This is a genomic window from Methylobacter luteus IMV-B-3098 (assembly GCF_000427625.1).
GTDB classification, from domain to species: domain Bacteria; phylum Pseudomonadota; class Gammaproteobacteria; order Methylococcales; family Methylomonadaceae; genus Methylobacter; species Methylobacter luteus.
On the sequence record NZ_KE386569.1, the window covers coordinates 3,796,289 to 3,809,357 of the forward strand.

Genomic DNA, 13,069 nt, shown 5'->3' on the forward strand with positions numbered 1-13,069 from the left:
AACGGCGGCCGTAACTATAACGGTCCTAAGGTAGCGAAATTCCTTGTCGGGTAAGTTCCGACCTGCACGAATGGCGTAACGATGGCCACACTGTCTCCACCCGAGACTCAGTGAAATTGAAATTGCGGTGAAGATGCCGTATACCCGCGGCTAGACGGAAAGACCCCGTGAACCTTTACTATAGCTTGACACTGGACTTTGAACCTACTTGTGTAGGATAGGTGGGAGGCTGTGAAGCACCAACGCTAGTTGGTGTGGAGCCAACCTTGAAATACCACCCTGGTATGTTTGAAGTTCTAACCTCGACCCGTCATCCGGGTTAGGGACAGTGTCTGGTGGGTAGTTTGACTGGGGCGGTCTCCTCCTAAAGAGTAACGGAGGAGCACGAAGGTACCCTCAGCCTGGTCGGAAATCAGGCAATGAGTGCAATGGCATAAGGGTGCTTGACTGCGAGACGGACAGGTCGAGCAGGTACGAAAGTAGGTCATAGTGATCCGGTGGTTCTGTATGGAAGGGCCATCGCTCAACGGATAAAAGGTACTCCGGGGATAACAGGCTGATACCGCCCAAGAGTTCATATCGACGGCGGTGTTTGGCACCTCGATGTCGGCTCATCACATCCTGGGGCTGAAGCAGGTCCCAAGGGTATGGCTGTTCGCCATTTAAAGTGGTACGCGAGCTGGGTTCAGAACGTCGTGAGACAGTTCGGTCCCTATCTGCCGTGGGCGTTTGAGATTTGAGGGAAGCTGCTCCTAGTACGAGAGGACCGGAGTGGACGAACCTCTGGTGTTCCGGTTGTCACGCCAGTGGCATGGCCGGGTAGCTATGTTCGGACAGGATAACCGCTGAAAGCATCTAAGCGGGAAGCCCCTCCCAAGATGAGATCTCACTGGGACCATGAGTCCCCTGAAGGGCCCTGAGAGACGATCAGGTTGATAGGCACGGTGTGGAAGCGCAGTAATGCGTGCAGCTAACGTGTACTAATTGCCCGTGAGGCTTGACCATATAACACCCAATCAGTTTGGGTAACAACTGACCGCTTTTGAAGCGAGTATTACGGATTTCCATGCGGCAGGGCGACAGCGCCTGCCAAACCAGTTTGCTTGGTGATCATAGCGAGCGTGAACCACCCGATCCCATCCCGAACTCGGAAGTGAAACCGCTTAGCGCCGATGATAGTGTGGCAGTTTGCCATGCGAAAGTAGGGCATTGCCAAGCGCCAATCCCCAAAACCCGGACCCGCCAAGGCCCGGGTTTTTTTTTGCCCCGGCCCTAGAGCAGTTATTTTGGTTCTGTTGCGTTAATTTTCGCTAGGCGCAGAAGGAGTATCGGCTGAGGGAATTAAGCGGCCAAGGAATAGAATTGTCCTGCGACAGACAGATTTTGGTTCTGTCGCAAATATTAGATAAGCTCAAGTTACACTTATCTACGGGCACAATTATCCTGCTAAAGCCATAAATTGCTGATAGGCTGGTATATTGGGTTCTGTCGCAAAGTCTGTCAGGCTGGGCGATAATTGCCAAATTTAGGAATTGAAAAAGGATGATCAGTTTTAAAGGCGCTCACTTTCCAAAAGAGGTTATTCTCTACGCTGTTTTCTTCTATGTTCGCTATGCCGTTTCCTATCGGGATCTTGAAGAAATTCTGGCAGAAAGAGGCGTTAAAGTAGATCATGCCACACTCAACCGTTGGGTAGTTAACTATTCTCCGGCTTTAGCTTTGAAAGCTAAAAATCGCAAGCGGGCTATAGCCACTTCCTGGCGCATGGATGAGAGTTATATTAAAGTGAAAGGCCAATGGGTCTATTTGTATAGGGCCGTTGATAAGTTTGGCGATACGATTGATTTCATGCTCTCCGAACGTCGAGATGAAGCGGCGGCTACCAAGTTTTTCAAACAAGCCATTGACGCGAACGGATTGCCAGTGAAAGTCGTCATGGATAAAAGCGGTGCCAACCAGGCCGGGCTGGAGAATATCAACTTCCTGTTGATGCTGGCCGGTTTGATCTGCTTCACTGAAATCTGCCAGGTCAAATACCTCAATAACCTGATTGAACAGGATCATCGGTTCATCAAGAAAATCACCCAACCAATGATGGGCTTCAAAGCCTTTCATTCAGCCAGGGCTACCATAGAGGGAATCGAAACGGCCCACATGATCCGCAAAGGCCAGCTGACCGATGACAATATACCAGCCTATCAGCAATTTATGGCTTTAGCAGGATAATTGTGCCCGTAGATAAGTGTAACTTGAGCTTATCTAATATTTGCGACAGAACCGGCTTTAATCCTAATAAAGGTCTCAAGCAAGGATACTACAATGGTTCATACTACTATGGTGAAGAGTTTTTTAAATTCTTGAAGTTGTCTCAGAAGGAAAAGGCAAATGACCTCGAAGAATTAGACTTAGCTTAAGTGTAAGCGGTCAATAAAGGTTCTGTTGCGTTAATTTTTGATAGGCGCAGCCGAATTATCGACAGATAAAATTAGGCTGCTAAAGAATAGAATTGTTCGGCAGCTGATAGACTTTGTACGTCAGGTATGATCAGTTGATTTTTCTTAATCATATGCATCAGCTCGATACCTTGCAAAGTGGTCCTGGCCGAACGAAAAGCTTTGAAACCGAGCATCGGCCGAATAATGCGCTTGATGGCCCGGTGGTCCTGTTCAATCAAGTTGTTCAGATACTTCTGGCGGATCTCGATTTTGTGGCCAATTTCTTCCTGGAGTGCATCAAGAGCGGCCTTATTAGCGCCGCTCTGGTCGATCGTGACTTTGTCCGGCAGGCCGTGCTGCCGTACCGCTTTCCTGAAAAAGCGCAGCGCGGCTTGCTTATCGCGGTGGACGGTGAGCAGGAAATCGATGGTTTGGCCTGCTTTGTCGACGGCGCGGTAGAGATATCTCCATTGGCCTTTGATTTTGATGTACGTCTCGTCAACCCGCCAGCTCGTGCCGACTGGGCGCTGGTTGCCTTTCCGGAAAACCGCCTCCAGCTTTGGCGTGAATTTCTGAACCCAGCGGTAGATGTTGGAATGATCGATCGTCACGCCGCGCTCCGCCATCATCTCTTCCAGATTCCGGTAGCTCAGCGAGTAAGCCAGATACCAACGGACGCAAGTCAGGATGATAGTTTTTTCGATACGATGGCCTTTGAAGTCGATCATGCAGGTAAATTAAGCTATTTTTGGGGCGCTTAATTTACCGTAAGTGGACTCCGTAATGCTAACGCAACAGAACCTTGAATGCTCTCCACGCATCACTCGCTGTAACGTCAGTAATTGTACGAATAGAAATCCAACTAGAAACACGAATACTAAGTGTGGCGGTTCGCGTTCGAAAATGGCCGGGCTCACAATTATCCCAGTTTTCAATTCAATTAATTGTCTCTTTGCGGCACAAGGTCGCTTGAAGAAGTTGTTTCCACAGGGTTGTCAGAAACCACCTGAGGCACCAGGCGAATCTAGGACATGAATAAAGAGCTGCTCTGACAAAGGTAACGAAGCATAACGAGATCGTGCGGGGTGCAAATCGTGAGAGGCGCATCCTCCTGGTAACCATAAGACGAAGGTGCGCTTATGAAGCCATTGGCAATGACGAGAGTAATTTTGACGAGTCTGTGTTATTGGCTGATTTCAGCCGGCATCGGATACGGAGTAGAAAAGTTAGACCCCGAGGCCAAGGTCAATCTCTCAGGTCAAGTCAGCGGCACAAGCGAAGGTGGCATCGCCTACGAGTACACTATGACTTCAGGGCGCTTGAGCAAGGTACCCGTCAGCTGGGTATTCAGCGGCATGCTGACAGTGGGCGGCAATGTAGCCGGTACTGGGTGCTGCGGAAGACGGTGTACACAGACTGGGTCCCGCCTCGACATTCGCGCGAAGTGTGTGAATGTTAATACGGCGGCTGATGAATGCGATCCGGCGCTCTTCGTCCACAAACAAGACTTTCATGCGCGTGAAGGCGGTAGGCGGCAGAAGGGCAACGAGAGTGTGTTCTTCAATAACGACAGCTCGGTCGTCGGGGAACGAAACGCTTATGTGAGCCTCAACGTCTGCGGCCTCACCAATACCGCCGACATCAGAGTTCAGGCGTACAGCAACATTCGTGGCACATCATTGGTGAACGTCGAGTATCGCTTGAACCCCACGAGCATACAGGTCGCGAATGACACAGGCTGGCGGGATGACTTTCGTACCGGCACGACGAGAACCTCGAGTCCTGGAATCATCCCCGGTCGAAATCGAAATGTTGGCGGCACGCTTGTCAAAGTCGGGCCGGTGAAGGCACTCGATTACTTGGCACTCCTGTCTCCGACAGCTTCGCGCACGACCGCGAACATGGCAGCGGCAGACGCGCGGCTGTGGGTATTCAATCCGACGAAGAATGTGGCTAGCTTACCGGGATCAGGGGCTCTGACCGATGGCAACCAGGCGACGTTCTATCTGGGGAACGGCTGGACGGGGGGCTCGCCTGGCCAGCCTTCCGACGTATTCGCCCTGCTGAGCCTTGGTGAAACGCAGAACAGCGGCGCTGGCAACGTCGAGAAGTTTTACGACTTGGTTCATTACCCGCTGAACGAAGCAGTCGCCTCACTTGGCACGCCAGACGCTGAAGCCGTTCCATCCAGGGAGGCTAGGCAGAATTATTGTTCGCCGAAGGTCGCGTTGCCGGCTGGGCATCATGAATGGCAGTTCAACGTAAAAACCAGCTTCAACGTAGGTACTTATCCTCACTGGGACGGGATTCCTCCTCCTGGTCCTAATCCACTTGCTATCGGCACAGGTAATGATCTCGCATTTAGGGCTCGCGTCCTGCGGAATGGTGGTATCGAGCTTTCGCGCCGCTACGTTCCACGAGGTGCACTTGGTGTAGGAATCTCCCAGTGGAATCCGATAACCATTTGGAATACGATCATTTTCGATGTGGTCGTTCCAGATGAACCTGGTTCAGTAAATCAAGGCTACTCAGTGTGCTTCGACAACATCGGCCCTCATGTCCAGCTTGGTGCTTGGTCGATGGTCGTGCGTAATCGCGACACAGCTGAGATCCGCGTCGCGACAGCAAACATCGAGTATGAAGATGACGGAGACGGCGGAAATGAAGGGACTATCCTGCAGACGGGCGCAGATCTGAAGAACCTGGTCGATTATCTCGGCCGGTCTGCCGACTACGGCAATAGTACCAGTGTATCGTACAAGAACAATCGCGGGCGGTGGCGCTTCGATGCTGACATTATCAATCTGAACGAAGTGTTACATGACAACATATACTCCCAAGTCTATGGAACAGGCGCCTCCGCGCCGCGGATTATGACCGATCGATTGAATGCCTCTTCTGCGTTCATAAACAATTGGAATGAGGTGGTCGGCCCGAGTCGCTATTGCGGTTCTATTGAATGCTTGGACCGCTTCGGTGTGCTTTATGCAAATCCCCGCACAACTCCAACCGGAGCGTCATGGGCCGATGGAACACCAATCCATCGGTATCCCAAAATCACTATACAAAATGCGTGCGATGCAGCCGGCCTCGGAAGACAAGACACCCATGGTTGTAGAACACGCGATGACGTCTATCAAGACGACTTCGTCTTTCCACTACGGGCCAAGGCGAACCGTATTGATAGTAACAGTGCCGGCGGGTATAGTGGTGTGCCGATTATGGTCTTTCACTTATATCTCGATTCTGGTGGTTGGGGGCCCGGAGGAACAGCGACACCAGGAACACGAGCGCAAGAGTATGAAAATCTCACCGAGTTCATCGTTCAGTTACTCTTGCGCGATCCATTTGGCTTCAATTCGACTGGGAACGTCAGTACATGGGCTTTCGATAATCGAATCATCATCTTGGGTGACTCAAATCTACTGAATGTCCAAAATGCGGAGGAAAACGCCTTCCTCAGGCTGCTCCGTAGAAGGTTTGGTTATGCCATCGATGTCGCCCAAGCGGTAACTGACCGCAATGACGATTATGCTCGCACACTGGATGGTCATTACTCTGGGCTACCACTCATGTCTTGGCTGGATCCTGGTCAGATGTACGACGCTTCGACGGGCAAACCCCCAGGTTATTCCAATTACTCTGATTGGGTAGATATCCCTTGGGCCTCACGGTTTAGGCTGCCTGGTCCTGCGGACTTAGGAATGACCACCGCTTGGCACCCATGGTGGACCAAGAGCGAAACCGGTTATAAAGAATCTCAGGGCGCAGGCGAGGATCGACTTGATGCCATCTTTCTTGTAGGTCTTGGATGGGCCAAGGACGATCCTGTTCGTCAGTATGCGATTCCGCCGACAGCAGAGTTAGACGATATGAAGGAGGAGCATCCCATGGTCGGGCGCAATCCGGACGGCACCATTGAGGAGGGAGCGATTGATATTCGACGCTACTGCTCGTTCATTGATCGTGTCACGGGTTCCAAACCGAATAGCTACCGACCCGAGTTCAGCACGCCCTGCGACAGCGGTAAGCCGGAGTCCAACTGGACCGCTTGGAGATCCGACCACAAGCCTATCGGCACAAGACTCCGCATTCGCTACTAATCCTCAACGCAAGCAGCTGGCGAATAGGAATTCCGAGCGGCCTTTTTGATTGCCGAGCCGGCGGGAGATCAATCATACGGACATAGGAGGCAAACTGGAATTTCCTCGTTGCCCATGCTCCCCTGACAACTACTGACCGAGGAGGGGGCATGGATGATGGTGTGCTGCAGCTAAGCTGTATAAAAGATGAGGATAGGCCCCTCGGAATCGCCTCACAAGAGGAGATTTTTTACAAGATAGACGTTATCCACATTGGTTTAAGTTTTGTGATAGAATTGGAGAGCTTTGTTATGAAAACGCAAAAAATCTTCATTCCGAAATCACCCATGTGGCGGGGCATAGCCTCCAGCATTATGCTCCTGGGCATACTGAGCTGTAGGTTCGCCGCTTCGGATGAGTCCGAGGGTTTCGCCAGCCAGGAGTCGAGCGCTACATTCGATCTGGAAGAAAGAATCGAAGCAGAACTACCACTGCCCACTCGGCGAATTTGTCCTGCGGAGCCGAAGCCACGCACTATTGAGATCCGCGAAGCAGATCCAGAGGTCAATAGGCAGCATCACGATCTCATGCGCAATAGATTGATGGCTGAGGTCGCCATCCCCAACACGACCATTCTGCTTGGACCGAAAGTCATCCTGGACTTTAGCGGCGTGAGCCTACGCGACGCGGAAGGTAACGAACGGCCGCTACTGGATCTCAGTGCGTGTGTGACGCTCAAAGGCACGAGCACGTTCGTTTCCGGACCTGTCGTGAATCCCGTAAAGAACGCGAGAACAGATGACGTTTCAGGGAAAGACAACCGTAAGACGGATTCCGCCGCGATCGAGCTGAACGAGTTTGAGGCATTTGATCCAATGGCTGTGGCGAGGCCCGCTTTAAGCGGTGCCTTCCCTGGCAGGGAGGAGCATCCCGCACGAACACCACAATCGCTAGGCCCTCTTCTTAAATTTGGGCCACACCGCGACGTTCAGAAGGGCGCCTTCCTTGCGATCCGATGTATCCCAAATAGTCAGCCGAACGACAACGTTCGTATCTCTGGATTCCGAATCCACGGTCCCAGTTTCGGCCAACAATCAGTCGAAGACTCCGGCATCAAAATCGAGCGCTGCCTCAACATTGAGATCTCGAACATGGAAATCGCCGGTTGGGGTGGTCAGGGAATCGTTGTGTACGACGCCAATGGGCAGGGGCCGGGACAAGAGCAACCAAGCAATCTTCCTGGCGATCGCATCGGCCGTCCGGACCAAGTGAGGATTTTCCGCAACTACATCCATCACAATCAGCATCCCAGCAATACCCCTGTCTTTGGTCATGCAGCCGGGTACGGTGTCGAGGTGGACAATGGGGCGTGGGCGCAGATCCGCGAGAATGTGTTTGATTTCAATCGGCACGCTATCGCTGCGGGGGGGGACGCAGGCGGCTACGAAGCACTAAGAAATCTGGTTCTCAAGGGTGGTGGATACCACTACGCGGGATTTCACACACACCAGTTCGACATCCACGGTACGGGCGATAATGGCTTCGACGGCCTAGCGAGCGTGCAGTCCTGGTACACTGACAATGCATTCCAATATCTGGCCGGTCCCGCCATCAAGATCCGTGGACGGCCTGTAGTGGGTATCTACATCCACGACAACATCTTTGCCCACGAGGGGCTTGAGGATGACGTGGGCGATGACGCGATCCATGTCGACGACAGGGACGATCTCGACGTCATTCATCTTGGGCCCAACAACACTATCAACTTCGATTCGTACGGAAACTACGGTGTATGTGACTTTGACGGGGATTCCGTCGACGATCTGTTCCTCGCAAATGGCCGAACATGGTGGTTCTCGAGCTATGGCGAGTTCCAGTGGTCGTATCTCAGCACTCGAACTGAGCGCCTGAACCAGATTCGACTCGGCTACTTCGACGCTGACAAGCGTTGTGATGTACTGACCGAGAGTAATGGCCAATGGATGATCTCGAGCGGAGGTACAGGTTCTTGGCAGAGCATCGGTGCGTTCGGCGCGACGCTGAGCGAGGTCGTCTTCGGCCGGTTTGATCCGAACGTTCGGGATCATCGGCCTGGCGTGACGCGGCAGACGACGCACGCCTTTCGGCGCACGTTAAATAACCAGTGGATGGTGACGGCATTGTCAGCGCCGAACTGGCAGCCTATACAGAGTTCGACGGTTGCCATGAACAAACTGCGATTCGGTGACTTTACCGGCGACGGCGTGACCGATGTGCTGGCCGTCCGGAGCGGACGTTGGTCGATCTCCGAAAGCGGACGTGGCAATTGGAAGCAATTGAATGCCTTCCTCTCCGACGACGTGAGTTCTCTACTTATCGCCGATCTCAACAACAATAATATTGACGACCTAATTCGACTGGAGGTGGTAGCGAGCCAAGTGAACGAAAACATGGTTCGCGAGAAGTTCACGTGGATGGTCTCCGATGATGGACGCTCGCGTTGGCGGAAACTCAAGGAATACATCTTCACCCGTCCCGCGACCGGTTCGATCCCGCCTGCGTTCGCCTTAGCCGGACGCTTCGGTGCAGCGCCTGGCGGCGGCGTTCTCCTCACCGATCACAACCGCATCGGACATTTCTATAGCGAGGCAGAAATCGCGAGCGGCGCTTCACCCGACTGGTCGAGCCTATTCGCATATTGAGTCTGAAGGAAACTCAAGAGTGACTATTCTGGCTAAGCGTAAGGATCCCCCTGTGTCAGGATAACTGTCGCCTCTAATCGTGCCAAGTGGTAGGACTGGACACATACGTTATATTACGAGTGGTAATAGAACGAATAGTAATCAATAAAAATATATAAACAATAGTCGCGAAAGTAATGAAAATTTAATTTAACCTCAGTTCGGTTTAAGCATTAGATATAAAGGGCAACAAATCGTATGCGTCCAGTCCTACCACCTAGGAGTCTGTCGGACTTATCAGCATTTAAATCTCATCAGTTGTAAAATAGTGATGAGTTCAATCATTTTACCGCCATGATTTCTGATGAGTCGCTTTATTCAGTTTGATCGTAACCAACAGTATTTGCTTCCGCCGTCCGTGGACGAATGGTTGCCGGAAGACCACCTGGCACGCTTTATCGTCGAAGTGATCGATCAGCTCGATCTATCAAAACTGACAGGCCATTATTCTGGACGGGGTTCAGCGGCTTATCATCCGGCACTGCTGTTGGCCCTGCTGATCTATGGTTATGCGACCGGCACGTTCTCCAGTCGCAAGATCGAGCGGGCAACCTACGATTCAGTGGCGTTTCGGTTCATTGCTGCCAATCATCATCCCGATCATGACNCCCTGGCTCATTTCCGCAAGACCTTTCTGGTGGAGTTGGAGGACTTGTTCGTACAAGTGCTGACACTGGCGCAGACGATGAAACTCGTCAAGCTGGGACAGATTTCGCTGGATGGTACCAAAATCAAGGCCAATGCCTCGAAGCACAAGGCCTTGTCCCATGGCCACATCGAAAAGCTGGAAGCGCAATTGCGTGAGGAAGTGCAGGCCCTGCTGAAAAAGGCAGCGGACGTTGATCAGGAAGAATTGGCCGACGGTATCGATTTGCCGGCGGAAGTCGCGCGTCGGGAAGATCGCTTGAAAGCCTTGGCGGAAGCCAAGGCCAAGATTGCCGAACGGGTTAAAGAACGGGACGAACAAGCCCAAAAAGACCACCAGGAGAGACTGGCTGACCGGGAGCGCCAGCGCCAGGCGGGCAAAAAACCCCGAGGCCAGGAGCCCAAGGCGCCCGAAACCGGCCCCCAAGCTAAGGACCAGATCAACCTGACCGACGAAGCATCGCGGATCATGCCGAGCAAGGACGGCTTCGTGCAGGGCTACAATGCCCAGGCGGCCGTCGATGTTGACAGCCTGCTGGTGGTTGCCGCCACGCTCAGCCAGCATACCAACGACAAGCGGCAAGTCGAGCCGATGCTGAAAGCGCTGAACGCCTTGCCGGACAGCCTCGGCAAGCCGGAAATGCTGCTGGCCGACAACGGCTACTTCAGCAAAGACAACATCCAGGCCTGTGTGGAGCAAAAAATTACNCCCCTCATCGCGCTGGGCCGGGAAGCCCATCATCTGCCATTGGCGGAACGCCTGACGCCGGATGCACCGGAACCTGAAAGCGATGACCCGCTGGTCAAAATGGCCTGGAAACTCAAAACCCAGAGTGGCCGCACGCTTTATGGTAAACGCAAAAGCACGGTCGAGCCGGTATTTGGGATCATCAAACAGGTACTGGGCTTCCGCCAATTCTCGCTGAGAGGTCTTGATGCGGTAGCTGGTGAGTGGAAACTGGTGACTATGGCCTTCAATTTAAAGCGAATGCATGTGCTGGCGGCCGGATAACGGAAAAATAACCCGAAATAGCTCTTGGTTGGGCAGAACCGAAGACTCAATGCCGCCAATAATCCATATCGGTCAAATAAGAATCATAATACTGAACCCTGTCCGACAGACTCCTAGCCCTATTTCTGCTTTAGAGTTTCAATGAAATCCGGCGCCAAAGGCAACAGTTCGTCAATGCGGCTGTTCGGCCAGACCGGCAGCTTGGCCAGCGTGTCTTTCAGCCAGGCGGCAGGATCCAGGCCATTGAGCCGGGCTGTACCGAGCAGGGTCTGGATACCGGCCGCGCGGCGACCGGCCCGCTCGGAACCGACGAACAACCAGTTCTTCTTGCCCAGGGCAATGGGCCGGATATCGTTTTCGACGACGTTATTGTCGATCGGCAGGTGACCGGTTTCAGCATAGCGGACCAACGCCGGCCAGCGCTTTAGGGCATAATCGATGGCCTTGGCGGAAGCACCGCCGTTAGCCGTCTGGACGCGGGTTTTCACCAGCCAGTCATGCAAGGCCTCGAGGGCGGGCCGGCTCTGTGCCGCGCGCAGTTGTTTTCGGGCTTCGCAGTCCAGATCCCGGCCTGTCGCCTCGATGGCATACAGCGTACCGATGCGCTCCAGGGCTGCCAGCGCCATGGGGCTGCCATTGGCCTGATGCAGGTCGAAGAACTTGCGGCGCACGTGGCTCCAGCAGCCCAGCTCGATGCAGGCCGCCTGATCGCCGCCGGCGAACAGGGCTTTATAGCCGCCATAGTCGTCGACCAGCAGATGGCCTTGCCAAACGCCCAGAAACTGCCGCGCATGCGCACCGCTGCGCCCCGGCTGATAATCGAAGACGATGATACGAGGTCCCGGCTGCAGGTCGTTGCTGCGATAAGCCCACAGATACGCCTTGCGGGTCTTGCCGCTGCCGGGATCCAGTTGCGCTACCGGCGTCTCGTCGGCATGCAGGGTATTGCCCTGCAGCAGGTGCCAGGCCAATCGGTCGGCCAGCGGCTGCAGCGCCACGCCGACGCGGCCGACCCAGTCAGCCAGAGTGGAACGGGACAGGCTGACCTGCTCGCGGGCGGCGATCTGCTCCAGCCGGTACAGCGGCAGGTGGTCGACGTACTTGCCGATCAGCACCCAGGCCAGCAGACCCACGGCCGCCAGGCCACCGTCGATGACGGCCGGCGGAATCGGCGCCGCGGTCACGGTTTCGCAGTGCCGGCAGGCATATTGCGGGCGGATATGGCGGTGCACAAAGAACTTGGCCGGTTCGACGTCCAGTTGTTCGGTGATATCTTCGCCGATCTTGACCAAATCTTTCCCGCATTGGCCGCAGGTGCAGCGGCCTGGTTCGTGGCGATGCTCGATGCGCGGCAAATGATCCGGCAAGGGTTGGCGGCCGGCACGCGGGCGTTTGGGCTTGACGATAGTGGCGCCGGATTGGTCATCGGCGAGCTGTTCGATTTCGGCTTCGATCGCCGACAGATCGGTGTGCCAGGTTTCCTCGAACACATCGCGCTGCAACGGCGCCAAAGCTTCACTTTTGACGCCGTAGCGCATCCGCTTGATATGGGCCAGTTCCAAAGTCAGAGCCTGAATTTTCAGGTCTTTGGCCTGAATTTCGGCGTTTTTGGCTTGCAGCTCGGCTTCCTGGGTCCGAAGGGTTTCGGCATCCCGTTGCGCCTGCTCGAGCAGCGTCTGCACGACGGCCGCCACCTGCGTTTTGGCATCAGGATCGAGGTTCAAGTGAGCGAGTTCGGCGAGCGGATTCATGGGCCACATTATACCCTGAAAAGCCGCTGCATGCCTTGTTATTGCCGGGTTTTACCCGGATTTTATCCGACCCGCTTCAGACTTGCCAGTGGGCCGGCGGCAAGGCCGACAGCCGCTGCCAGTCCACCCCGGCGATCAGCCATTGCCATTGTGCCGCAGTGATCGAAAAACAGGCGTCATGCGCCCGGGGCCAGGCGAAATGGCCGCGGTGCAGCCGCCGCTGGCACAGCCAGACGCCGTTGCCGTCCCACAGCAGCAGCTTCAGGCGATTGCCCGTCCGGTTGCGGAACACGAACGCCGAACCGGCGCACGGAGCATGCCCCAGCGCTTGCTGCACAATAGCTGACAAACCGTCGATGCCCCGGCGCAGATCCACCGGTTCAACGGCCAGCCAGATCTGCGCCGGGGCTTCGATCAGGCCAGG

General features: G+C 54.3%; 7 protein-coding genes and 2 rRNA genes (1 of these 9 only partly in view). 6 read left to right on the forward strand and 3 right to left on the reverse strand.

Features of this window, described 5'->3' with window-relative positions; translation table 11 throughout:
- The 3 genes from METLU_RS0120165 to METLU_RS0120175 form a co-directional block, all read left to right on the forward strand.
- Nucleotides 1–1,005 (forward strand): 23S ribosomal RNA (locus tag METLU_RS0120165) (it extends 1,889 nt beyond the left edge of the window).
- Nucleotides 1,006–1,102: 97 nt separating this feature from the next.
- Nucleotides 1,103–1,218: ribosomal RNA gene (rrf, locus tag METLU_RS0120170) — 5S ribosomal RNA — on the forward strand.
- Between the two features lie 324 nt (nt 1,219–1,542).
- Nucleotides 1,543–2,226 (forward strand): IS6 family transposase, encoded by a 684-nt coding sequence (locus tag METLU_RS0120175; RefSeq protein ID WP_027159813.1) that lies wholly within the window; start codon nt 1,543–1,545, stop codon nt 2,224–2,226.
- A 259-nt stretch (nt 2,227–2,485) separates the two neighbouring features.
- On the opposite strand, the gene METLU_RS0120185 is transcribed toward METLU_RS0120175, so the two are convergent.
- Nucleotides 2,486–3,163 carry an IS6 family transposase gene (locus tag METLU_RS0120185; protein ID WP_051300027.1) on the reverse strand — a complete coding sequence of 226 codons (678 nt, stop codon included), beginning with the start codon at nt 3,161–3,163 and terminating at the stop codon, nt 2,486–2,488.
- A gap of 411 nt (nt 3,164–3,574) precedes the next feature.
- Here METLU_RS0120185 and METLU_RS0120190 point away from each other — a divergent pair, with 411 nt between their 5' ends.
- The 3 genes from METLU_RS0120190 (at nt 3,575) to METLU_RS0120200 (ending at nt 10,894) form a co-directional block, all read left to right on the forward strand.
- Nucleotides 3,575–6,538 (forward strand): hypothetical protein, encoded by a 2,964-nt coding sequence (locus METLU_RS0120190; RefSeq protein WP_036243327.1) that lies wholly within the window; start codon nt 3,575–3,577, stop codon nt 6,536–6,538.
- 149 nt (nt 6,539–6,687) lie between these two features.
- The gene (locus METLU_RS0120195; protein ID WP_027159817.1) at nt 6,688–9,198 is read left to right on the forward strand and encodes an FG-GAP repeat domain-containing protein; all 2,511 of its coding nucleotides are present in this window, start codon (nt 6,688–6,690) and stop codon (nt 9,196–9,198) included.
- A gap of 343 nt (nt 9,199–9,541) precedes the next feature.
- Nucleotides 9,542–10,894, forward strand: a complete 1,353-nt coding sequence (locus tag METLU_RS0120200) for an IS1182 family transposase (protein WP_027158409.1) — start codon at nt 9,542–9,544, stop codon at nt 10,892–10,894.
- Between the two features lie 119 nt (nt 10,895–11,013).
- Here the strand turns inward: METLU_RS0120200 and tnpC are convergent, their stop codons facing one another.
- Both tnpC and tnpB read right to left on the reverse strand, forming a co-directional pair.
- Nucleotides 11,014–12,645, reverse strand: coding sequence for an IS66 family transposase (tnpC, locus tag METLU_RS0120205; protein ID WP_036243937.1), 1,632 nt, complete (start codon nt 12,643–12,645; stop codon nt 11,014–11,016).
- Nucleotides 12,646–12,721: 76 nt separating this feature from the next.
- The coding region (gene tnpB, locus METLU_RS0120210) for an IS66 family insertion sequence element accessory protein TnpB (RefSeq protein WP_196806570.1) at nt 12,722–13,069 on the reverse strand (348 nt) is incomplete at its 5' end.

Excerpts from the sequence above, each read along its gene's own strand:
- METLU_RS0120175 (WP_027159813.1), top strand. The coding sequence starts at position 1,543 with ATGATCAGTTTTAAAGGCGCTCACTTTCCAAAAGAGGTTATTCTCTAC.
- METLU_RS0120185 (WP_051300027.1), bottom strand. The coding sequence starts at position 3,163 with ATGATCGACTTCAAAGGCCATCGTATCGAAAAAACTATCATCCTGACT.
- METLU_RS0120190 (WP_036243327.1), top strand. The coding sequence starts at position 3,575 with ATGAAGCCATTGGCAATGACGAGAGTAATTTTGACGAGTCTGTGTTAT.
- METLU_RS0120195 (WP_027159817.1), top strand. The coding sequence starts at position 6,688 with ATGGATGATGGTGTGCTGCAGCTAAGCTGTATAAAAGATGAGGATAGG.
- tnpC (WP_036243937.1), bottom strand. The coding sequence starts at position 12,645 with ATGAATCCGCTCGCCGAACTCGCTCACTTGAACCTCGATCCTGATGCC.